The organism is Arthrospiribacter ruber, assembly GCF_019343195.1.
Lineage (GTDB): Bacteria > Bacteroidota > Bacteroidia > Cytophagales > Cyclobacteriaceae > Arthrospiribacter > Arthrospiribacter ruber.
On sequence record NZ_RPHB01000012.1, the window covers coordinates 72,742 to 96,310 of the forward strand.

A 23,569-nucleotide genomic window follows, 5' to 3' on the forward strand; every position below is an offset into this window, starting at 1 on the left:
AAATCCTTCCCAGCGGAAGGATTTTTATCTAAATTTCCGAAAGGTGCTATTCTTACTTGATAATTGTAAATTCACTTGCTGTCAAACTGGCATTGTCCCATTTCAAATCACCATTAAAGTAAACTTTAATTAATTGAATACGATTTAAGTCATCAGATCTATAAATTTCAGCTTCTATAGAATCACTCTCATTTTCATTCCACTGAATAACTGTCTTTTCACTTAAAAATAAAGCCAAATTATAATCCCTTCCGAATCCCGGCTGATTTATTCTGAAGTTTCTGGGCATGTCAAGATGATCTTCATAAAACTCTTCTAGCCGTCCATTTATTTCGTAGAAGATTTTGATATCCTCAGGATCAAGATATCTCTCATGATTAGGATCCAATCGGTTGTTTCCTTGTTCGTCTAGGATAGTGATAACCACACTAGTATCAATGAAAACGCCTAGATTTGGTAGAGCTTCTTCTTCTTTTGAACAAGCACTTACCATCAAAAGGAGAAAGGGAAGAAGGTAAATTAAATTTTTCATGACAAGTTAATTTTAAGGGATAATATTAAATACCATTGTTTTATTGTTGTTGAAATTGAAAGTCTGCCCTGTCGGTAGCGTCACAGTCCAATTATTATAGCTGAAAAGACCATTTCCTAGTCCACCCCAGCCCCAATTCATATGTAATTTAAGGAGGGATTGACCCGAACAGAAAACACCCCTAAGATATTCATTATCAAAATCACGTTGATTTGTATTTTGGGGACTTCGGTCTAAATCCTGCGGCATAGGAAATTCGATAATTCCTGCTATCATTTTTGCCTGATCTATGTCTACATAGTGGATATCATTCTCTTCAATGGCAACCCCTGGGAGGTTTGTATCAAATTCCTGACAACTGAAAGTGACAAGAATCAATAAAAAGAGAAACAGGTGGCAAAACTGCCTACTTAAAACAAGTGATCTGTTTAAGAAGCTGTGTGTGGGGGGGGGGTTAGTAATTCTTCATTTTTTGAAAAGTTTTTTGAAAAGGTTAAAATAATTACTTAGTCAATGTAAAAACTAAAAATTCAAAAGACAAGATTTTTTTAATAAATTTTAGTTAAAATTTATCTGTACCCTACTGACTATCAATATATTGGGATTTATGAAGGACGAGTTATGAAGCCTTAGGATTATCATACCTCTACCCTGTTTCTTTTGTCTTGTATCTTATTTCTTGTATTTGCTCAATTTACGAATTACGATAGACGAATTACGAGGCTGTTCTATATACTTACCTCTACACAAATCTCAATCCATCTTGTACTATGCTCTTGGTTCTTGGCTCTTGTTTCTTGTATCTTGTATCTTGTTTCTTGTATCTTGTTTCTTGTATCTTGTTTCTTGATTCTTCGTCTCTAACCTCTCACCTCCTCTCTTTTCCCCATGCAGACCTTCGGAATTTAGGAAACCCCAAAGGTCAACAACGCCTGCCTCATATTTCTCTGACTTCTTGATTCATTATTCATCATTCATTATTCGATATTATGAAATATCGAACATCGAATAATGAATTTCGAAAGAGCTTCGCCCATTTCACCTCAACTCCCTTTCCTCGTCCCTCCCTTTTCCACCGGCAATTCAAAACTGAAAATAGACCCTTTGCCCAAAGTGCTGCTCACAGAAATCTTGCTCTTATGCCCCTCAAGAATGTGTTTGACTATCGCAAGGCCCAAACCGGTGCCTCCTTTTTCTCTGGAGCGGCTTTTCTCTACTCTATAAAAACGCTCAAAAATTCTTTTCAAATCCTCGGGAGGAATTCCCTTACCATTGTCCTTGACCTCTACAGTAATATGGTTTTTGTGGGATTTCAAATGTACCTCCACTTCTCCCCCATCATTATTATATTTGATCGCATTGGAAATCAGGTTTTGGCATACCCTAAAAATCTTGTCCTTATCCGCCAAAGTCCTGTAAGTTTTTTCCTTGTCATAATAAAAGCGGATCAACATATCCCGTCTTTCTGCTTTATGCTCCAGTTCTTCTATAACTTCATGAATCACTTCTTTGAGGTCAAAAGTTTCAAAGTGGAATTTGATCACACCGCTTTCCATCTGATTCAGGGTCAGAAGATCCTGCACCAGTTTATCAAGGGCATTGAGGCTCTTTGCGGCCCTCTTCAAAAACTTCAACCTGACCGACTTATCCTCTACTGCCCCATCCAAAAGCGTATGGATATAACCTTGTGCTGCAAAAATCGGGGTTTTCAGTTCATGGGAAATATCCGCTATGAACTCCCTTCTGAATGCTGCATTTTTCTGTAGGGCCTCTATCTCCTTATTTTTGGATTGTGCATAGGTATTGATGGTCTTATTGATTTTGCGGAGAGGGGAAATGGACAGGCGGGTGGCCCTTTCTGAGACGACGGTATAATCTTTCTTTTGTATTTTTTCCAGCACACTGTATATACTGCTGATTTCTTTGAAAATCAAAAACTCCAACGTCACATTCATCAGGATATATGCCACAGAAAATGATATGGCGCCTGCAACAAGGAGCAATGTGGGTGTGGCGTCATCCAGCAAAAACAAAAAGGCTACAGTGAGGGTGGATATAGCTATAGCCAATACTAAAGAAATCCCCCTCGATGTGGTCAGCATACAATCAATTCAAGTCGAACTTATAACCTACTCCTTTTACAGTAGTGATGTAATCATCGCCGATTTTTTCTCTGACTTTTCTGATGTGAACGTCTACCGTCCTAGCTAAAACAAACACATCTGCTCCCCAGATATTCTGCAAAAGGTCATCTCTACTGAATACCATATTAGGGTTTTTGGCAAGGAAATACAAAAGTTCGAATTCTTTTTTGGGAAGTGTGATGATTTTTCCGCTTTTGTCTATCGTATAACTTGTCCTGTCTATGATCAAATCTTTGATTTTGATCTGGGAAAACTCCTGTTCTTTTTTTGATTCCCTCCTGAACAAAGCACCGATCCTGCTCATCAGCGCTCTGGGTTTGATAGGCTTGGTGATATAATCATCCGCCCCAACGTCAAAAGCCGCTACTTCAGAGTATTCCTCCGAACGTGCAGTCAAAAAGATAATGAAAGCATTTTTCAGTTCGGGTATATCCCTGATTTGTCTACAGGTCTCTACTCCATCCTGATTGGGCATCATGATATCCAACAAAATAACGTCAGGATTAAATTTAATAGCCGTTTTTACGGCTTTGACCCCATCTTCGGCAGATTCCACGTCATAGCCTTCTTTTTTGAGATTGTAAGAAAGCAGGTCAACAATATCCGGTTCGTCATCGACTACCAGTACTTTTACTTTTGGTTTATCGCTCATTTGAGATTGGCGGGTTTTTAAAATCTTGCGCTAAGGCGATGCTAATTTAAAAAAAGCCTTCACATAAAAAGATCATATTCACGGAAAGGACAGGAAAAACAACATTAATTTCACTTTACCCCTGCCAATGTTAAATAATAGTTACTTAATTATGATTTAATTATTACGCAAACCTCTAGCTTCCATGATTTCCATATCAAGCGCACCTACTGCAAGTTTAGCTTTGATTTTTACGGGTATTTTATTTTTGTCATCCGTGACCCAAATGGTCACAGGTTGCTCTCCACGGAAGAGTTTGTTTTTGGGGATTATTGGAGAAAAAACAAATGAAGAAAATGTACCTAATTTCGTAGATACTGTTTCCTTGCCTTTGTACTCCAGCTTGAGATTGTACACCTCTTTGTCAAAAAAACCTGTCAAAGTCACCGAATCCCCTTTTTTCAGTCTTTTCAGATCCATGGTACGCAATTGGTAAAAACCACTCACAATATCCTGCACATTGGCGGGTACTTTATAATCCTTCGTATCCACAAGTTCTTTGTTTTCCCTGTCATACAATTTTACATGGGCATTTTTCTTTTCGTGATCAAAGATCACCTGCTCATGTTTCCTGTATTTCCCTTCTTCTATATGCCTGTACGACTGATAGGGGATTATCTTGGTTGTATCAAGGTAGGTCCCCCAATTATTATTGACCCTAAATAGCTTGAACACCCCAAGTGTCTCTCCAAATACATCTATTTTATACGTAGGCTTATTGTTCACAGAGGTGACTTGCGGACTGACTTTCATTTTAGCTTCAGCCGCATCCAAAAACATATAACTTACTTTAAACACCAACTCTTCGCCCGAATCAAATGCAGTATTCTTTTGTCCCAAGACAGGGAAAATTATTAGTAAAGAAAAAAATGCGACAACTAGTGACTTTATGAGGGTATTTTTCATTAATTTAGGATTTGTACTGAAAGCTTTTCAAATCTTATTCCAATATTAGCATCTGATTGAAGAAGCCTGATTTTTGGTTCCAAAAAGTACTTACGTATCCATTTTGGAAGTGTTGGGCCTCCAATTATCAATTATTAATTTCACATATTCAAATCAACGAATTGTTAACACAAAAATATGAGCGCAAATTCAGAAAAACTCAAAGCTCTCCAGCTGACAATTGACAAACTGGAAAAGACCTACGGCAAGGGTACTGTCATGAAGCTAAGTGACAATAAGGTACAGGATGTCCCGGCCATATCTACCGGTTCATTGGGACTTGATATGGCATTGGGTGTAGGAGGAATCCCCAGAGGTAGGGTGATCGAAATCTACGGTCCTGAATCCTCTGGTAAGACCACCCTTACCATGCACTGCATCGCAGAAGCACAAAAAGCAGGGGGACTTGCGGCTTTTATAGATGCAGAACACGCTTTTGATAAAACCTATGCCGAAAAACTGGGCATTGACATTGAAAACCTTTTGATTTCCCAGCCGGACAATGGTGAGCAGGCCTTGGAAATTGCAGAACACCTTATCCGCTCGGGAGCCATTGACATCATCGTCATAGATTCGGTGGCTGCATTGGTACCTAAAGGTGAACTGGAAGGAGATATGGGTGACAGCAAAATGGGACTTCAGGCCAGATTGATGTCTCAGGCGCTAAGAAAGCTTACAGGTGCCATCAATAAGACAGGTTGTGCCTGTATTTTCATCAACCAGCTGAGAGAAAAAATCGGGGTGATGTTCGGCAACCCTGAAACCACCACTGGAGGTAACGCCTTGAAATTCTACGCTTCCGTCAGATTGGACATCAGAAGAATCGGTCAGATCAAAGAAGGGGCTGATAATGTATTGGGCAACCGCACCAAAGTGAAAGTGGTAAAAAACAAAGTCGCACCTCCTTTCAAAGTCGTTGAATTTGACATCATGTATGGACAGGGCATCTCCAAAGTCGGTGAAATCATTGATCTTGGGGTGGAGTTTGACATCGTCAAGAAAGCAGGATCCTGGTTCAGCTATGAAGGCAACAAGTTGGGACAGGGCCGTGATTCTGTCAAAAATCTACTTTTGGACAATCCTGAACTGATGGAGGAAATTGAGAAAAAAATCAAGGAAAAAGCAGGAATAGGAACAGCCTCTCTTCCTATTGAGGAAGGAGAAGACTGATCTTCATTTTTCACTAAAAACGTAAATCCCGACTGATTGACTCAGTCGGGATTATTTTTTCGGGGCACTTTGACGACCTATTTTTTACGTGGCCCTAATGGCCTCCACAGGATCCAGCCTGGCGGCCAGAGTAGCCGGCACTATCCCCGAAACTATCCCGATCACGGAAGATATACCAAGACCCAGAAGAATATTTTTGAAAGACAATACCAGTTCCAAGGAACCCACCGGAATAAAAGTAATCCCGAAAACAATCAATATCCCTGTAATCCCCCCTATCAAGCTAAGAAAAACTGCTTCAAAAAGGAACTGGAAGAGAATAAAGTAGTTTTTGGCCCCAAGTGATTTTTGAATCCCAATGATACTTGTTCTTTCCTTCACAGACACAAACATGATATTGGCAATACCAAATCCACCTACAAGTATGGAAAAACCGCCTATGACCCAACCTGCTGCACTGATCACATCGAAAATTGACCCTATAGTATTCATGATAAATTCCGACTTATTGAGCGAAAAATTATCTTCCTGAGTAGGTTTCAGACCTCTTTTAGCCCGAAGTAGACCTATCAGCTCATTTTCAAGGGCTATCAAACCTACATCTTCATCCTTACCTTTGACTGCTATACTAGGCTCTATCCCATTTTGCCCTACATAATACAGCTTCGTAAAACTCCCGTAGGGAATCATTACTGCCTCATCTTTGGAAGCAATTTCAAACAGCCCCTCCCCTTCTTCTTCAAACAAACCTATTACCACAAATTTAGATCCTTTGATCTTCACTTCCTTTCCCAATGGATTACGATTGAAAAAGAGCGTATTGGCAATTTTGGTCCCGATGATCGCTACATTACGGGAGGAGCTGATTTCCAGTTCGGTGAAAAACCTTCCTGATTCCAAGGGAATATCGTAAACGTCTTTGTATGAAAAAGTGATACCAGTAAGGTTGGTGCCTTTGTATGAATTGCTTCCTGATTGTATGGTGGTATTGGCTGAGGCAGAAAAGGCTACGGCTTCGGCACTTTTCATCTTATCTTTCAGAAACAAATATTCATCAAAAGTATTGTAAGGCCTTCTAAAATATTTCCACCAAGGATAATCAGGGCCGCCCACAAACTGGAAGCGATTGACCGTGACAGTATTACTTCCCAGAAAACTAAAACTGGATTTTATGTTTTTTTCCAAAGAATCCACCAAGGTAAAAACTGCAATAATCGCAAAGATCCCCACAGTGACTCCCAGAAGGGACAAGATTGTCCTGGTCAGATTCGATTTAAGTGCTTGCATGGCAAACACCAAGCTTTCCCAAATGAGTTTTAGTAGTACCACGGATTTATAACTTGTTAAAAACTAATTGCCAAGATAGGTAGATTTAGGGATTTTTATTGTTATCTTTGCAGTTTTTAAGATTATTCTTAATTCACAAATTGTAGCTAATTCTATTCCTACTATATGAAGTTATCAGACTTTAAATTTGACGTCCCCAAAAAGCTTATTTCTCTTTATCCAACTGATAACCGTGACGAGTCACGTTTAATGGTGGTAAACCGTAAAACGGGGGAGATTGAGCATAAAGTATTCAAGGACATTATAGAATACTTTGGAGACGGAGATGTATTTGTCATGAATGACACCAAAGTATTTCCTGCCAGACTATATGGCAACAAAGAAAAAACCGGTGCCAAAATCGAAGTGTTCCTCCTCAGAGAGCTCAATAAAGATCTCCGTCTGTGGGATGTGCTTGTAGATCCCGCAAGGAAAATCAGGGTAGGAAACAAACTTTATTTTGGCGACAGTGACCTGGTAGCTGAAGTTATTGACAATACCACCTCAAGAGGCCGTACCATTAGGTTCTTGTTTGACGGTACTGACGAAGAATTTTACAAAACCATCGACACCCTTGGTGAAACACCTATATTAAAGGAGTTCATCGATAGAAAAGTCGAGGCCGAGGACAGAGAAAGGTACCAGACCATTTTTGCAAAAAATGTAGGCGCAGTCGCTGCTCCCACCGCTGGACTTCACTTTACTCCTCATCTTCTAAAAAGACTAGAGCTTAAAGGTGTTGAGGTATGTCCTATTACCCTTCACGTGGGATTGGGCACATTCCGACAGGTAGACGTAGAAGACCTTACCAAGCACAAAATGGACTCCGAAAACTACGACATCCCTGAAAAGACCGTAGAAAAAGTCAATGAAGCACTCGAAGAAAAAAGAAGGGTTGTCGCAGTGGGCACAACCTCTCTAAAAACCATTGAATCTTCCGTAACAGCAAATAACAGACTTAAGGCAAGCAGTGGATGGACAGACAAGTTTATCATCCCTCCATACGAGTTCAAAATCGCTAATAGCCTTATCACCAACTTCCATCTTCCGGAATCAACCCTCTTGATGACGGCATCAGCTTTTGGAGGATACGACCTGATTATGAAAGCCTACCAAGAGGCGGTAAAAGAGAAATACAGGTTTTTCTCCTATGGAGATGCCATGTTGATTTTATAATGAAAAAAGGGCCTCATATAGGCCTCTTTTTTTTCTTGACATTTTATTGATCTTCCCTTAATCTTACGAGGGCATTGGATCATTACTTTTGGGTTTCTTTTACAAACAGATGAAAAAATACGCTATTATAGTAGCAGGTGGAAGTGGCACGAGAATGGGAAGTCCTATTCCAAAACAATACTTGGAGATAGGTGGCAAACCTGTTTTGATGCACACTTTAGAAAAATTTTTCCTAACAGACAGTTCAATCAATCTGATACTCGTAATCCCCGAAACTGACTTCGACTTTTGGCATTCCCTCTGCCAAAAACATGATTTCCACTTACCACACTTACTTACAAAAGGAGGAAAAAGTAGATTTCAATCTGTCAGAAACGGTCTCGCACGTATCCTGGACCATGATGGCCTGGTAGCCATTCATGATGGCGTGAGGCCCTTTGTGAATACAGAAGTGATCCTCAACAGCTTCCAAACTGCCCAAGACCAAGGGTCTGCCATAGCTGTTGTAGCGTTAAAAGACTCTATACGCAAACTCACAGATGACGGAAAATCATTTTTTCAGGAAAGACAATATTTCAGACTGGTACAGACCCCACAGACTTTTCAAGTAAGCAAAATCAAAAAAGCATTTGAGGCTACTGAGCTACATCATTTCACAGATGATGCTACGGTATACGAACACCAAGGCTGGCAGGTAAGTCTGATTGCGGGCAATACAGAAAATATAAAAATTACCACCCCTGAAGACATGGAGTATGCAGAATTCATACTCGGTAAAAAAACGTCCTGATTTTTTTCACCGGGTAAACTCCCCCGTTTACCGAGATTTTCACTTTAGCCACCTTTTTCCAATCCAGGATATTTGGGTCAGTTGCTAGTTTTGACATAACAAAAATCAAAACAATGGCAAAATCTAATTATCCGGCAAAAAACAATGACATCACCGTAGGTGTGATTCTTGTACTGATAGGAGGTATAATCCTTTTGAGAACATTGGGGATATGGTTCCCAAGCTGGGTGACCACCTGGCCCATGATCATCATCGCGGTGGGTGTAGTCATCAGTATGAAAAGCAACTTCAAAAGCGGCTTTGGAATGTTTTTGATAATTTTCGGTTCTGTTGCTTTGGTGGTCAAAAACTTTAACCTTCCATTCAACCTTTTCCCTTACATCATTCCTGTAGGGCTTATCACGCTGGGCATTTACCTGATCATTAAAAGACAAAGTGACCAAAAGTCCTTTGAACAAAGCTTTTCAGAGTCCATGAAAAAGTTTGATGAAAACCTGGGGCTCGGCGGCTCGGAAGGAGACAGCACTAATTCAGGCTACGGACCAAAGACATCCGACTTCTCAGACTACATTGATGCTCAAGCACTGTTTACAGGGATTCAAAGGAGAGTGATGAGCAAAAGCCTGAGAGGAGGAAAAATCTCTGCAATATTCGGAGGCACAGACATTGATCTTACCCAGGCTGACTTGGTGGAAGGTGCCGCGATCAACATTGAGGTCGCCTTCGGTGGGGTAAAACTTATAGTCCCGCCCCATTGGGACCTACAGATCAATGTGACCAACATCTTTGCGGGAGTGGAAGACAAAAGAATGTATCAGCCAGTACCCAATACAGAAACCAAAGTACTTAAACTATATGGCTCTGTGATTTTCGGCGGAATTGAGATCAAGTCCTTCTGATACCATGGGCAGGAGCTTTTTAAAGTACTTAAAAGCCAACTACATGATATTTTCAGCAGCAATCACTTTGTGGATTGCTGCCATTTCCTTGCTTCCTGTATTCTACGGTCAGGAATGGCTACCATCTGTCACCGAGGCAGCTACATTTACCGCATTCTTGCTTTTAGGATTTATAGTACTGGACAATATTTTCAGGTACTTTTCTCCTAAAAAGTCCCAATGGTGGCTTTTGATAAGCTTCCCATTAGTGACAGGCCTGACTTTGGCCTACATTTCGCAAAAAACGATCACATTGCTGCTGCCTTCTGCTTCTGAATATTTGCTGTTTACAGACAACCTTCTTCCAGTAAAAGGCTTCATCGCAGTGCTGGTACTGTTGGCCTGGTCAATACTTTTGGTTCTCAACTCCCGAATAGAAGAGCAGATAGACATCAAAGAGCGTCTTTCCAAAATAGAAGAAATGTCAAGAGAGGCCGAACTCCATCAACTGAGACAGCAGCTGCAGCCTCACTTCCTATTCAACAGCCTCAATTCTGTCAGTGCATTGATCAAATCCGATCCTGAAAGAGCCAGGGAAATGATTTTCCAATTGGCGGACTTTTTACGTGGCACCATACAAAACAATAAAAAATGGCTCACACTAAAATCCGAACTGGAACATCTGGAGCTATTTCTTTCCATTGAAAAAGTCAGATTTGGCCACAGGTTAGAAACAATTCTTGAGATTGACTCCGAAACCGATCAGCTCACAATACCCCAGCTACTGCTACAGCCCTTGGTCGAAAATGCCATAAAACATGGATTGTATGGTGTGACCGGCGATGTTTTGATTAAAATAAGGGCACAATACAGGCCAGGCAACCTTGAGATTTTGATTGAAAATCCATTCAATCCGGATTCAGGAAAAGCAAAAGGAAGTGGATTTGGTCTGGAAGTGGTCGCAAGAAGACTTTTTCTTATTTTTGGAAGAAATGACCTGCTCAATACCAGAGAAGATGGGCATATATTTACAGTACAAGTCAAAATCCCACAAATAGCAGAAAAATGATTCGGACAGTAGTCATAGATGACGAACCACTAGCCACAGAAATCGTCAAAGAATACCTGGCAGGCTACCCTCAGTTTGAAATAATGGCCATCTGCCATGATGGCTTTGAAGGGGTCAAAGCTATTCAAACGTATCAACCCGACCTGATTTTTTTGGACATAGAAATGCCAAAACTCAATGGCCTGGAACTTTTGGAATTGGTGGAACACCCTCCTGCTGTAATCTTCACGACAGCATTTGACCAGTATGCTATGAAAGCCTTCGACGCACATGCCATTGACTACCTGTTGAAACCCTTTTCAAAATCAAGATTTGCAAAAGCTATTGAAAAGTATCTTCAGATCAATCATTCAGGATCCTCAGAAACTGAAAGGGAATTTCCTGAAGATCAGGCAGCAGAACAGCACAATCGGATTGTACTAAAAGTGAAAAATGAAATAAAGATCATACCTGTCTCCGATGTGCTTTATCTCGAGGCCAATGATGATTATGTAAATATCTACACCAAGGAGGGCAAGTTTTTAAAAAACAAGACACTTACCTTTTACGAAAAGAACCTTGATCCGTCCCAGTTTGTAAGGACGCACCGATCCTATTTGGTCAAAATCAATGAAATCAGCAAGATTGAGCCATATGAGAAAGACAGCTACCTGATTATATTGAGAAATGGCAATAAGGTCCCTGTAAGCAAAACAGGACTACCCAGATTAAAATCAGCACTGGGAATATAAAAAAAGCCCGATTTTCCGGGCTTTTGCTTAATATTCGTCCTCGTTGAAGAAGAAATCATCTTTGGTAGGGTAATCCGGCCAGATTTCTTCGATATTCTCGTATGGTTCGCCGTCATCTTCCAGTTCCTGGAGGTTTTCAACAACTTCCAAAGGAGCACCCGAACGTATAGCATAATCGATGAGCTCATCCTTGGTTGCAGGCCATGGCGCATCTTCGAGATAAGATGCAAGTTCTAATGTCCAATACATATCTTAATTTTTTAAGTGTTTACCGCCCTAACGGCTTGCAAAAATAGAAATTGTTTTAAATTTTCAATTGTTAACTCCTTATTTATTTGAAAGTTCCTTCAGGATGTAATTTTTAACATCTACTTTCCTTTTAAAAGCACTCAGTTTTCTACGCAACATGATTTCAAAATCACCCTCATTGGTCCTGAAGTTTTCAGCATTTTCCTTTATGGTTGCCAGTTCATTTTCATCTCTGTAGATAAGGTCCTTCAAAATTCCGGCTTTCAGCTTCTTCTGCTCATCTTCACTCTTCTGGGAGAAATCAGCATACTTGGAATTAACAAGCTTATTGAGAAACAACTTTTCAAAAACCACTTCAGAGAAGAATGTAAAAGAGCGCATAATCAGTCCGGCGTCTTTCGGCTTTCTCTGGGTGATCCTCTTCCATTCAGCTTGCAGTTTTTTTGCAGACGAGATGACATCGGGTTTTGTTTCAGCTTTGGCAAGCTTTTTCATTTCCTCTGTCATTTCCTCCATTTTTTTGATCTGCTCCCATGGCTTCAGCTGTGGGCCGGTCTGCATGGTTCTTCTAAACCTGCTGAAAATCCTGTTATTCAGTTTAGAAAATTCATCCCAAAGCGGCTGCCTTTTCTCTGCTGGGACTTTTCCTGAAGCCTTCCATTCCTTTTGGATTCTTTTGGAAATTTCAAAGGCCAGCTTGGCATCAGGATGATCAAATGCCTCCCTAGCCTGCCTTACCAGATCTTCGTAAACTTTGATATTTTCTTCAGCCTGAAGCGCCAAGCCTTCGAAATAGTGCTTTCGATTTTCAAAAAAAGTCTCCAGAGCAGCATTGAACTGACCTTCTACTTCATCTTCAAACTCCTTCTCTACAGGTCCTGTTTTTATCCAGCGCATTTTGAGGTTTTTCATTTCCTCTGCGGTATTTTTCCAATCTGTATCGTTTTTGAGCGCTTCCGCTTCCAGAATCAGCCCCCTCTTGATCTCAAGGTTTCTTTCCCTGTTTTTCTTGATGATATCTTCCAGATAAACCTGAAGCTCATCCAGCTCTTCGATCAAAGGAACAAAATCACCCAAAGCATCAAACTCCATCAAAGAGTCTTTGAGATGGATGAGTTTCATCAGAAAAGAACCTTTATTTTGGTTTTCCTCTATGTCTTTTTTAAGTGCTGCGATTTTTTCTTTGAGCGTGACAAACCTATCTTCAAAATATTTGATAGTGCTTGCTTCGTCTTCTTTTACTTCTCCAATCACCCTGTCCGGCTGATTCAAAAATCCTCTGAGATAAACCTTGTTATCTTTAATGTACCCGTATGGATGCTCCATTTCGATCTAATAGGTTGGTTGCGTGGTAGTCTTTCTTAATTTTTGCAAATTAATTAATTCAAACGCATTTATCCTAAGAAAGGGCTTTTTTTGCCATATTTGTCTCTTAGCGCAGATTCAATAAAAACCTACACATAATGAGTTCAGAAAAAATAATCTTTTCAATGGCCGGGGTATCCAAGATTTATCCCCCTCAAAAAAAAGTACTTAAGGACATTTACCTCTCATTTTTTTACGGAGCCAAAATAGGTGTTTTGGGTCTGAACGGATCCGGAAAATCTTCACTCCTGAAAATCATTGCCGGCATTGACAAGGAATTCCTTGGAGAAGTGGTGTGGTCTCCGGGGTACTCAGTAGGCATGCTGGAACAAGAGCCTCAGCTCGACCCATCCAAAACTGTCAAAGAAGTGGTGGAAGAAGCGGTTTCCGAGACAGTGGCATTATTGAAGGAATTTGAGGAAATCAATGAGAAATTCATGGATCCTGCCATCATGGAAGATCCGGACGCCATGGATAAGCTGATTACCAAGCAGGGAGAAGTGCAGGAAAAGCTGGACGCTGCCAATGCTTGGGAGCTGGAAACCATGCTCGAAAAAGCCATGGATGCTCTACGCCTCCCCCCTGCCGAAGCCAATGTAGCACATCTTTCAGGAGGTGAAAAAAGAAGGGTAGCCCTATGTAGATTGCTTCTTCAGGAGCCTGATGTTTTGCTGCTGGATGAGCCTACCAACCACTTGGATGCAGAATCTGTCCTCTGGCTGGAGCAACATCTACAACAATACAAAGGAACAGTCATTGCGGTGACACACGACCGTTATTTCCTCGACAATGTGGCCGGGTGGATACTTGAACTGGACAGAGGTGAAGGCATTCCTTGGAAAGGGAACTACTCTTCCTGGCTGGACCAAAAGCAGCAAAGACTAAAACAGGAAGAAAAAACGGAGTCGAAAAGACAAAAAACGCTCGAAAGAGAATTGGAATGGATACGTATGGCTCCAAAAGCCCGTCAGGCAAAAGGAAAAGCCAGATTGAGTGCTTATGATAAGCTTATCAGTGAGGAAGGAAAAGAAAAAGAGGCCAAACTGGAACTTTATATCCCGCCTGGACCAAGATTGGGAGCCAAAGTCATTGAAGTAAACGGTGTCTCAAAAGCTTATGGAGACAAATTATTGTTTGAAGACTTATCGTTCAACCTGCCACAAGGCGGGATTGTCGGAGTCATTGGGCCAAATGGTGCAGGAAAATCTACTTTGTTCAAACTAATAACTGGTCAGGAAAAAGCAGATGCAGGAAACTTCGAAGTGGGAGAAACTGTAAAACTTGCCTATGTAGATCAAGAGCACGACAATCTTGACCCCAACAAATCGGTCTATCAGGCCATTTCGGAAGGAAACGAATTTATCAAGCTTGGCAACAAAGAAATCAATGCCAGGGCTTATGTGAGTAAATTCAACTTTGGGGGTTCCGATCAGGAGAAAAAACTCGGTGTACTTTCCGGAGGAGAACGCAACAGGGTACATTTGGCCATGACCTTAAAAGAAGGCGGCAACCTTCTCCTGTTGGATGAACCTACCAATGACCTGGATGTGAACACACTCAGAGCGCTGGAGGAAGCATTGGAAAATTTCGGCGGCTGCGCAGTAGTCATTTCGCACGACAGATGGTTCTTGGATAGGATCTGTACTCATATTCTAGCTTTCGAAGGGGATTCTCAGGTATACTGGTTTGAAGGAAATTTTTCAGATTATGAGGAAAACAAGAAAAAACGTCTGGGTGATGTGACACCTAGGAGGATTAAGTATAAGAAGCTGAAGTAATTTGAGTGAACTAAGCACGAAGTACCAAGTAGGGGTTCGGGCAATAGAAAGAGATGAGAAGCAAGAGGCGAGGAGCGAAAATCAACAGTGAAATATACTGGCGTGAAATAAATAGAAATATGCCTTCGGCGAAATATTCGGGACTAGTAAACCGGAAATTATCCTTAAAAGTAACTAAAGTTCCTCTTTATAAATGAAGTACAAACACCCCTGCGGAATCAGCGGGGGTATTTCTTTTTTGAAAGATCAAAACATTTTCAGCTAATCCTCTCTCACTTAAAGAAGTTTAACATTTTACCTTTATAGATTTAGGTGGTATTTCTATAATTTTAAAGAAAAATTAAGTTATGAAAATTCGTATTTTCTTCCTGCTTCTTGCTTTCATAGCCCTGAGCAATTCAGCTTTTGCTCAGGAAAAATGGTATCCAATCTACTTTGGTATATACAATAGTGGAGATGTTAATTTTATTGCCATTGGAAGTAATTTTGAAAAAAAACATTTTGGTGAACTAAGGTTAACTTCCGGAAACAGATCAAATTTCGACCTCACTGCTGAGGGCATATTCTATAGAAATTTGATCCAAAAAGAAAATTTAAACTTTCATCTCGGAGCGATGGTCGGGGTATCAGAACATGACAATCGTGCAGTTGCCCACTTTGGGCTTCCTGTCGGACTTACCCTTAAACCCTTTCCATCAGATAGAAACTTTACGTTTTTAATTGAAGCTATGCCCAATACTTATGACTACCGCGTCAATTTTAGAGGCAGTTTAGGCATCCGGTACAGACTGGATTTTAAATAGTATAAATAATGAAATATGATTTTAAGCTAGTTTGCCTATAACATCAATTTACAATTTTAACATTTGGATTTTATTATTATCGAAATAACTGAAGGAGCTACTGGTAATTATGCTACTGGTATCATTCCGTAATGCTTATAATTCTAATTACTGATCTGAAGCTAATTCAAACATTTTTCCTTAAGATCTCTAATCTTCAAAAATTCAGAGATCTTATTAAATTTTCTTCAATAATTCTTCTTGTTTTTTGTTTCTTTGCCAAAGAAATACAGGTAAACGCATGAGAAACCTACTTTTACGACCAGGAGCAGAGGAGCTTTCCTACGAGATCCGTGGTATTGTCAAAAAAGCCCGGGAAATAGAAGCATTGGGATATTCCATCACCTGGGAAAACATAGGCGATCCCATTCAAAAAAACAATACCGTCCCTTCCTGGATGAAAGCCATCGTGTCTGACCTCGTGCAGGATGACAAAACCTACGGGTATGCGGATTCCAAAGGAGTTTTGGAAACACGTCAGTTCCTTGCCAAGCTCAATAATGAAAAAAAAGGCACTCAAATCAGTGCTGATGATATACTGTTTTTCAATGGCCTGGGAGATGCTATAGCCAAACTCTATCAGTTTTTGATCCCCACCGCTAGAATTATAGGCCCTTCACCTGCCTACAGCACACACAGCTCAGCCGAAGCAGCTCATGCCAATACCGCTCCTATCACATACATGCTGGATCCGGAAAATCAATGGCTGCCCGACATGGAAGACCTTTACAACAAAGTCAAATACAATCCCAGTATTGTGGGGATTTTGATCATCAATCCGGACAACCCTACCGGGATGGTCTATCCAAAGGAGGTCCTGGAAAGTTTTGTGCGGATAGCAAAAGAATTCAACCTCTTATTGATAGCTGATGAAATCTATCAAAACATCACCTACAACGGTATAGAAGCCACTGCTTTGGCAGAAGTCATCGGAGACCTTCCCGCCATATCACTGAAGGGAATCTCCAAAGAATTTCCTTGGCCAGGATCAAGGTGCGGATGGATGGAGTTTTACAATAGAAATGCCTCACAGGAATTTGCTAAGCTCTGTCAGACACTGGAAAACGCAAAAATGATTGAAGTCTGTTCGACAATCCTTCCACAGCTTTCAATCCCCAAAATCATGAGCCATCCTGAATACAAAGCTTATAGAGTGGAACAAAATGAACGAATTGGAAAAAGGAGTAGAATTATGAAAGAGATCCTGGGTGACATACCGGGAATCAAATTCAACCCCACTCAAGGAGCATTTTACAATACCATCGTATTCGATGAATCATACCTGAACAAAGCCCAGTTTCTCCCCATAAAAGATCCAAAAATCCAGCAACTTCTAGACAGATGGCTGGAAGAAAAGGACATGCCTTTGGACAAGCGATTTGTCTACCACCTATTGGCTGCACATCAGATTTGCGTGGTACCCATCAGTTCTTTTTGTTCAGACTTAAGGGGCTTTAGGGTAACCTTATTGGAAGAAAATGAAGAGGTTTTCCGACAGACATTTTTACGTCTGGGAGATGCCATCCGACAATACCTTAATTCTACTGCAAAAGAATTGGCATAAGGTACAACAAGACTTGACAGCAAGGTTGGTGAGAGAGAAAAATCATTAAAAGCCAAACCTTCATGTTCCCGTACTTTGATTTCCTTATCAGGCACAAGGTCTTCTTTCGGCATTTCATCTTCCGGCAAGAGCACACCTGACAGATCAGGCTGTCCTGCATCAATCCATGCCGTATACCAAAAGTCCGCCACCATTTTGACAGAGCGCCTCATTTGCCGTTCTACCTGTCCCGAAAGCATGGAGTGGTAGGCCAAAGTAAAATCCCTTGAATACATTTGGGTATTAAGCCCGCCTCGTTCATCAAAAGTATATTTCTTATCCTGAGGAAACCGTTCAGTAAGAATTTTTTCAAACCTCAGCACCGAATCCAATGCCAGGTGGGCGCCTTTCACGGCTTCCCATACCGACAGCTGCGGCTTGTCATGGTATTCTGCTTTTCCTACAAAAAAGTCATACTCATCTGCCAAAAGCTCGGGAATCCTACTTTCCCAAAAAGGATGCACTCCATATTGCCCTGTTAGTTGGCCATTGTAATTTTTGGTAGTATGTAAGGGTACATGCATATCACCGATATAATGTCCTAAATCGGCAGATAGCCTCAGGATGGCCTTTGCATCTTTCCTCAAAAAAGCCTGGGTAAGCTGAAGTTTGACATGATAGACATTCCATGGCCCTATGCCCTTTTCTCTCAATTCAGCTTCTGTATAAATCTCCAAAGCCTGGTTCCAATACCTCGGAAGGGTGTATAACGCACTATCCCCATAGCTGTCTATATCGATAAAGTGCTTCTCTGCCTCCCCTTTTACCGCATACCTCCTTCTATCTGGATTGACAGCATTTTCGGTTATGAAATCAATGTTTTTTTTGTAAAAAACCATCATCTCAGGAGGCAATAGATAGACCGCTTGTCGGTTGATTTTTCTGTGTGCAAAAAAACCCCAACCATATAGGTCTGCTCCAAAAACAAAAATTGCTAAGCTCAAAAGGAAAAGTTTTCTCATACTTAAAAATAATCAATCATTAATCCCAAATAAAACAAAATATACTACCTTTGTCAACTTGGAAATTGAAATCTGCAGGAAATACCGACAAAGCATTTGATTTTAAGCTAAGTTTAGAATTTCTTTTGCGTTTCTAAAATTATCAGTTAACTTTGCACTCCGTTTAGGTAAAGGGTGTAATCAAAGAAATTAAGTTAAATAAAGGATATGGCAAATCACAAATCGGCACTTAAAAGAATCCGTGCAAACGAAGCCAAGCGTTTGAGAAACAGGTATCAGCACAAAACTACCAGAACTTTCATCAAAAGATTGAAGTCTGTAACTGATAAAACTGAAGCGCAGGAATTGTTGAAGACAGTTACTTCCATGATTGATAAGCTTGCCAAAAAGAATATCATTCACAAAAACAATGCTGCCAACAAGAAATCAAAATTGACGAAATTCGTCAATGCAATGGCATAAGAAGAAATTATCCGTTTAAATAGCCCCGGTAGATATATCGGGGCTTTTTTTATTGTATCTCCCTTAGTATTTTTAAACATCTTCATTCCAAAGGTTTGGAGATGGATTTTTCACTTTTAGTCAAAACTATGGAAGATTATACCTCGATCAAGATTTCCTTGCTTTCTGAGGAAGACAGACCCAGAGAAAAACTTTTGTTGAAAGGCAAATCTGCACTTTCAGATTCAGAACTCATTGCCATCCTTATAGGCTCAGGAACAAAACAGCTCAGCGCTGTAGACCTTTCACGCCACATCCTCAGCAAGGTCAATTACAATTTATCAGAACTGGCCAGGCTCAGTATTTCTGATCTTACTAAATTCAAAGGCATTGGCGAAGCAAAAGCTATTACTATCGTGGCCGCACTGGAACTGGGACGTAGGCGCAAACTGATCACTGAAAAAACCCATAAACCCAAAATCAACTCCTCTGCAGATGTCTGGAACATCATGAAACCTGACCTCTTGGACGAAACCATAGAACATTTCTATGTATTGCTTCTCAACCGCAACAATCAGGTCATCAAAAAACAGCTCATCAGCTCCGGGGGGACCACAGGAACCGTAGCAGACCCAAAGATCATTTTCAAATATGCCCTGGACAACCTTGCAAACTCCATCGTCCTGATACACAACCATCCCTCAGGAAACCTGAAACCTTCAGAGCAAGATAGACGTCTGACCAATCGGCTGAAAGAAGCTGGTAAAAACCTGGACATCCCGGTCATTGACCATGTGATATTCACAGATCTTGCCTATTTTAGCTTCGCAGATGAAGGACTGATCTGAGTGCCTGCCTTATAAATACACTCAGGCATATTCTGAAAATACTATACATGAAAACGAATACCATTTTAATCATTGGAGTGCTGAGTGTCATCCTTTTGGCAATCGGCTATACTTTAGTAGGCACGGAAAGCCCGGAAACCTATCTCGAAACCGTAGAAAAAGAAAGGGAAAGGCAGTATAAATTCATTCGCTTCAACATCGAGTCTCCACTGACAGATGAACAAAAACGGAATTTCGGTAAACTGATCTACTTCCCCATAGATCCTGATTATAAAGTCAGGGCCAGGATGGTACCCCTTGAAAACAAGAAAATGGTGGAACTCCCCATGACCGATGGTTCAATGGAAAAATACCTACAGCATAGCTATGCCGAATTTGAACTGAAAGGGGAAAGCATCAAGCTACTGCTACTTCAGTCCCAAAAAGATCCGGACCGGAGAAATTTCTTCTTAGCATTTGCTGACGCCACAAGCGGAGAAGAAACCTACGGAGGAGGACGCTACATCAACCTGAGACAGGATGGGAAAAACAGCATTACCATAGATTTCAATCTCGCATACAACCCATACTGTGCCTACAATCCAGATTATGCATGCCCCTTGCCACCAAGAGAAAACGTTCTGGAAATACCCATCTTTGCCGGGGAGAAAGATTATAAGAAGGATGAGGGAGGAAGGATAAGGGAGGAAGGATGAAGGATGAAGGAGGAAGGATGAGGGATGAAGGAGGAAGGGTGAGAGGTTAGAAACAAGACGCGAGATGCGAGACAAATAGAAGATAGGTATGATATTCAAAAGAGCCACGTATTTCGTCTATCGTAAATCGTAATTTTTAGAATAGAGATACGGGAAGTGAGAAAAATAGAAGATAGTTGTGATATACATTAGAGCCTCGTAAATTGTAAATCGCAATTTTTCAGGCTTGGTCTTCGTACCTAAGGCAATTCTCTTAAATTTGTGCCTTATTCTGAACTGAGGTAATTCCATGAAAATATCAATCAATAGATTAAAAGATTTTATACAATTAGAACAAAACCCTGAAGAAATCGCCCAGCTGCTTACCGGCAGTGGCCTGGAAGTTGAGGGGATCGAACTTTTTGAGTCCGTCAAAGGGGGCATGGATGGCATCGTTATAGGAGAAGTTATCACTTGCCAAAAACACCCCAACGCTGACAAACTCAGCATCACCACTGTGGACATTGGAGATCAGGTAGTACCAATTGTCTGTGGAGCGCCCAATGTGGCCCAAGGCCAAAAAGTCGTAGTGGCCAAAGAAGGCGCAACGCTTTACCCTTCCTCAGGGGAACCATTTGAAATCAAAAAAGCCAAAATTCGAGGTGAAGTATCCCAGGGAATGATCTGTGCAGAAGACGAAATCGGTCTGGGTGAAGGTCATGACGGCATCATGGTTTTGGATACTGATCTGCCCAATGGCACCCCTGCATCCGAATATTTTGAGGTCATAAAGGACCATGTTCTGGAAATCGGGCTAACCCCAAACAGGGCTGATGCGGCTTCTCACTTAGGTGTTGCACGTGACCTCAAGGCACTGCTCAATAGAGAAGTTTGCCTGCGTTCAGTAGAAGATTTCAAGATAGATAATACGTCCAGAACTGTTCGAGTAGAAATCGAAAGTGCTCAAGATTGTCCAAGATATGCTGGATTGACCATATCGAACATAAAAGTTGGGCCTTCCCCCGATTGGTTACAAAATTATCTCAAAGCACTCGATCTGGAACCGATCAATAATGTAGTGGATATTACCAATTTCATTCTCCATGACTTAGGCCAACCCCTGCATGCCTTTGACGTAGACAAAATCAGCGGAGAAAAGATCATTGTCCAAAAACTCCCAAAAGATACTCCTTTCACCACTCTGGATGACAAAGAAAGAAAGCTTTCCGGGGAAGAATTGATGATCTGTGATGAAAAAGGTGGGCTGTGTATAGCTGGTATTTTTGGAGGAAAAGGATCAGGAGTTTCTGAGAGTACCACTAGCGTTTTCCTGGAATCGGCCTATTTTTCACCCGATATAATCAGAAAGGGCTCTCAATTTCATGGACTCAAAACAGACGCTTCCTTCAGGTTTGAAAGGGGAACTGACCCCAACATGCCATTATATGCCCTGAAGCGCGCCGCATTGTTGATCAAAGAAATTGCAGGAGGAGAAATAAGCTCAGACATTTCTGATAATTACCCCAACCCAATTGAGGACTTTGAAATAGAGGTAAGCTATGCGAATATTCACCGCCTGATCGGCAAGGAGATATCTAAAGAAGAAATCAGAAAAACATTAGAGAATCTGGACATCCGCTACATCGGAGAAACGGAGAAGAATATCACTGTTTCCGTAAAACCTTACCGCGTGGATGTCACAAGGGAAGCCGATGTCATAGAAGAGATACTTAGGATACATGGATTTGATAAGGTAGCGCTTTCTGAAAACCTCAATGCAGACTACTTGGCCGAGCATCCTGCCAAGGATCTCAACAAACTGCAATACAAACTCAGTGAAATCTTATCAGGCACAGGGTATTACGAGATCATAACCAACTCCCTCACCAAGCCACAATACGCAGAAAAGTCAGGATACCTGAGTACCGATGAAAATGTGGAAATCCTCAACAAACTGAGTGAAGACCTTGGTGTGATGAGGCAGACACTACTATTCTCTGGGCTGGAAGTATTGGCACACAATATCAACAGGAGGCAAAAAGACCTAAAGCTGTTTGAATTTGGGACAGCCTATTTCAAAACTGCAGAAGGATACAGGGAAGAAAAAAAACTAGCCCTGTTTTTGACCGGAGACAAAGCCGGTGAAAGCTGGCTGGCGCCATCAAAGGGAGTCTCCTTTCCGGACATTTATGCGACAGTGGAAGTGGTGTTGGACAAACTGGGCATAGAAAATACCGAGGTGGAAATCATACATGAGGCACCTTTTGACTATGGTTTGAAAATCCACCTAGGAAGCAAAGTATTGGGCACAATAGGTCTGCTCAACTCCAAAATCTGCAAGCAGGCTGAAGTAAAACAAGAAGTATTTTTTGCAGAGCTCAGCTGGGACCTGCTGGGAAAAAAAGCTAAGGGTCTGAATAAATTCAGCGAAATTTCCAAATTCCCTGAAGTCAGGAGAGATTTGTCCCTTGTGATCGACAAAGAGGTGAGCTTTGACCAAATCAGAAAGGTAGCACTCAAATCAGGAGGAAAACTATTGCAGAGAATCGGTGTCTTTGATGTCTATCAAGGAGAAAAAATTGAGCCGGGAAAGAAAGCTTATGCATTAAGTTTTTATCTTCAGGACAAAGAACAAACACTCACCGACAAAATCATTGACAAAACCATGAACAGGCTGATCCAATCCTTTGAAAAAGAGGTTGGTGCCTTTATCAGAAAATAACTATGATTCACGAAGAACTTCAGCGTATGGAAAGACTCACCTCCCAGGTGAGCAAAAAAATCCGCAACCTGGAAGAGGAAAACCTGAACCTCTCCAAGGAATTGCAGACCCTCCGACAAAAGCTTGATGACAAGGAGCGTACGCTGGAGGATTTTAAAAATCAAATTAAAATAGCTAAACTTGTAAACAGCATACCGGTGGAAGACTTGGAATCTGCCGAATTGAGAGAAAAAATCAATAATTATATAAAGGAAATCGATAATATAATCGCCTACTTGTCTGAATAATATGGAAACACTTTCTATCAGGTTGAAAATCGGAGATCGGGAATATCCCATGAAAGTGAAAGCTGAAGATGAAGCTAAAATCAGACATGCAGGAAAATTGATCAATGATAAAATAAAGAGATATAGGGAAGAATTTGGTTTGGATGACAGACAGGACCTTCTGGCAATGGTGGCTTTTGACTCTATGGTAGAGTCCATGGAGCAAAATATGATCAATGCCGAAGACAGCGAACAGATCCAATCCACTGTCAAAAAAATCAACGATCAACTGAACGCTCTTTTATAACCAAACTCTCATTTCAGGATTTTTGGGCTTTTCCCGGTAGGTAAACTATATACATCATAT

At 41.0% G+C, this 23,569-nt stretch carries 23 protein-coding genes; 15 read left to right on the plus strand and 8 right to left on the minus strand.

Features of this window, described 5'->3' with window-relative positions; genetic code table 11:
- Positions 1 to 52: 52 nt before the first annotated feature.
- From EGN73_RS20695 to EGN73_RS20715, 5 genes are all read right to left on the minus strand, one after another.
- On the minus strand, positions 53 to 532 hold the full coding sequence (locus EGN73_RS20695) for a hypothetical protein (protein ID WP_219293885.1): 480 nt from the start codon (positions 530 to 532) through the stop codon (positions 53 to 55).
- Positions 533 to 544: 12 nt separating this feature from the next.
- A complete protein-coding gene (locus EGN73_RS20700) occupies positions 545 to 808 on the minus strand; it encodes a hypothetical protein (protein ID WP_219293886.1) in 264 nt (87 codons plus the stop codon).
- Between the two features lie 767 nt (positions 809 to 1,575).
- Entirely contained in the window at positions 1,576 to 2,634 is a 1,059-nt protein-coding gene (locus EGN73_RS20705; protein ID WP_219293887.1) for a sensor histidine kinase, read from the minus strand.
- 4 nt (positions 2,635 to 2,638) lie between these two features.
- Complete coding sequence (locus EGN73_RS20710) at positions 2,639 to 3,328, minus strand: response regulator (RefSeq protein ID WP_219293889.1); 690 nt, start codon at positions 3,326 to 3,328, stop codon at positions 2,639 to 2,641.
- Positions 3,329 to 3,484: 156 nt separating this feature from the next.
- Positions 3,485 to 4,273 (minus strand): DUF3108 domain-containing protein, encoded by a 789-nt coding sequence (locus EGN73_RS20715; protein ID WP_219293890.1) that lies wholly within the window; start codon positions 4,271 to 4,273, stop codon positions 3,485 to 3,487.
- A 177-nt stretch (positions 4,274 to 4,450) separates the two neighbouring features.
- On the opposite strand from EGN73_RS20715, the gene recA reads away from it, so the two are divergent.
- A complete protein-coding gene (gene recA, locus EGN73_RS20720) occupies positions 4,451 to 5,482 on the plus strand; it encodes a recombinase RecA (protein WP_219293891.1) in 1,032 nt (343 codons plus the stop codon).
- A gap of 84 nt (positions 5,483 to 5,566) precedes the next feature.
- Here the strand turns inward: recA and EGN73_RS20725 are convergent, their stop codons facing one another.
- Positions 5,567 to 6,811, minus strand: coding sequence for an ABC transporter permease (locus EGN73_RS20725; protein ID WP_219293892.1), 1,245 nt, complete (start codon positions 6,809 to 6,811; stop codon positions 5,567 to 5,569).
- 123 nt (positions 6,812 to 6,934) lie between these two features.
- On the opposite strand from EGN73_RS20725, the gene queA reads away from it, so the two are divergent.
- From queA to EGN73_RS20750, 5 genes are all read left to right on the plus strand, one after another.
- A complete protein-coding gene (gene queA, locus EGN73_RS20730) occupies positions 6,935 to 7,984 on the plus strand; it encodes a tRNA preQ1(34) S-adenosylmethionine ribosyltransferase-isomerase QueA (RefSeq protein ID WP_219293893.1) in 1,050 nt (349 codons plus the stop codon).
- Between the two features lie 109 nt (positions 7,985 to 8,093).
- Positions 8,094 to 8,774, plus strand: a complete 681-nt coding sequence (locus EGN73_RS20735; protein ID WP_219293894.1) for a 2-C-methyl-D-erythritol 4-phosphate cytidylyltransferase — start codon at positions 8,094 to 8,096, stop codon at positions 8,772 to 8,774.
- Positions 8,775 to 8,887: 113 nt separating this feature from the next.
- On the plus strand, positions 8,888 to 9,673 hold the full coding sequence (locus tag EGN73_RS20740; RefSeq protein WP_219293895.1) for a LiaF transmembrane domain-containing protein: 786 nt from the start codon (positions 8,888 to 8,890) through the stop codon (positions 9,671 to 9,673).
- Between the two features lie 43 nt (positions 9,674 to 9,716).
- A complete protein-coding gene (locus tag EGN73_RS20745; RefSeq protein WP_219293896.1) occupies positions 9,717 to 10,721 on the plus strand; it encodes a sensor histidine kinase in 1,005 nt (334 codons plus the stop codon).
- Complete coding sequence (locus EGN73_RS20750) at positions 10,718 to 11,452, plus strand: LytR/AlgR family response regulator transcription factor (protein WP_219293897.1); 735 nt, start codon at positions 10,718 to 10,720, stop codon at positions 11,450 to 11,452. Before EGN73_RS20745 ends, EGN73_RS20750 begins: the two co-directional genes overlap by 4 nt.
- 27 nt (positions 11,453 to 11,479) lie before the next feature.
- On the opposite strand, the gene EGN73_RS20755 is transcribed toward EGN73_RS20750, so the two are convergent.
- On the minus strand, positions 11,480 to 11,701 hold the full coding sequence (locus EGN73_RS20755) for a DUF2795 domain-containing protein (RefSeq protein WP_008625540.1): 222 nt from the start codon (positions 11,699 to 11,701) through the stop codon (positions 11,480 to 11,482).
- 78 nt (positions 11,702 to 11,779) lie between these two features.
- Positions 11,780 to 13,027 (minus strand): DUF349 domain-containing protein, encoded by a 1,248-nt coding sequence (locus tag EGN73_RS20760; RefSeq protein ID WP_219293899.1) that lies wholly within the window; start codon positions 13,025 to 13,027, stop codon positions 11,780 to 11,782.
- A 137-nt stretch (positions 13,028 to 13,164) separates the two neighbouring features.
- Here EGN73_RS20760 and ettA point away from each other — a divergent pair, with 137 nt between their 5' ends.
- The 9 genes from ettA to EGN73_RS20810 all read left to right on the plus strand — a co-directional run bounded on the left by ettA (position 13,165) and on the right by EGN73_RS20810 (position 23,509).
- Positions 13,165 to 14,844: an energy-dependent translational throttle protein EttA gene (gene ettA / locus EGN73_RS20765; protein ID WP_219293901.1), complete on the plus strand. Its 1,680-nt coding sequence runs from the start codon at positions 13,165 to 13,167 to the stop codon at positions 14,842 to 14,844.
- Positions 14,845 to 15,191: 347 nt separating this feature from the next.
- Positions 15,192 to 15,647 (plus strand): hypothetical protein, encoded by a 456-nt coding sequence (locus tag EGN73_RS20770; protein ID WP_219293903.1) that lies wholly within the window; start codon positions 15,192 to 15,194, stop codon positions 15,645 to 15,647.
- A gap of 280 nt (positions 15,648 to 15,927) precedes the next feature.
- The gene (locus EGN73_RS20775) at positions 15,928 to 17,250 is read left to right on the plus strand and encodes a pyridoxal phosphate-dependent aminotransferase (RefSeq protein WP_219293905.1); all 1,323 of its coding nucleotides are present in this window, start codon (positions 15,928 to 15,930) and stop codon (positions 17,248 to 17,250) included.
- Positions 17,251 to 18,458: 1,208 nt separating this feature from the next.
- Positions 18,459 to 18,713 (plus strand): 30S ribosomal protein S20, encoded by a 255-nt coding sequence (gene rpsT / locus EGN73_RS20785; RefSeq protein ID WP_219293907.1) that lies wholly within the window; start codon positions 18,459 to 18,461, stop codon positions 18,711 to 18,713.
- Between the two features lie 128 nt (positions 18,714 to 18,841).
- Positions 18,842 to 19,540, plus strand: coding sequence for a RadC family protein (gene radC, locus EGN73_RS20790; RefSeq protein WP_219293909.1), 699 nt, complete (start codon positions 18,842 to 18,844; stop codon positions 19,538 to 19,540).
- A gap of 47 nt (positions 19,541 to 19,587) precedes the next feature.
- Entirely contained in the window at positions 19,588 to 20,235 is a 648-nt protein-coding gene (locus EGN73_RS20795) for a DUF1684 domain-containing protein (RefSeq protein WP_219293911.1), read from the plus strand.
- Positions 20,236 to 20,524: 289 nt separating this feature from the next.
- Entirely contained in the window at positions 20,525 to 22,936 is a 2,412-nt protein-coding gene (gene pheT / locus EGN73_RS20800; RefSeq protein ID WP_219293913.1) for a phenylalanine--tRNA ligase subunit beta, read from the plus strand.
- Between the two features lie 2 nt (positions 22,937 to 22,938).
- On the plus strand, positions 22,939 to 23,223 hold the full coding sequence (locus EGN73_RS20805) for a hypothetical protein (RefSeq protein ID WP_219293915.1): 285 nt from the start codon (positions 22,939 to 22,941) through the stop codon (positions 23,221 to 23,223).
- Position 23,224: 1 nt separating this feature from the next.
- Entirely contained in the window at positions 23,225 to 23,509 is a 285-nt protein-coding gene (locus EGN73_RS20810) for a cell division protein ZapA (protein WP_219293917.1), read from the plus strand.
- Positions 23,510 to 23,569 lie beyond the last annotated feature (60 nt).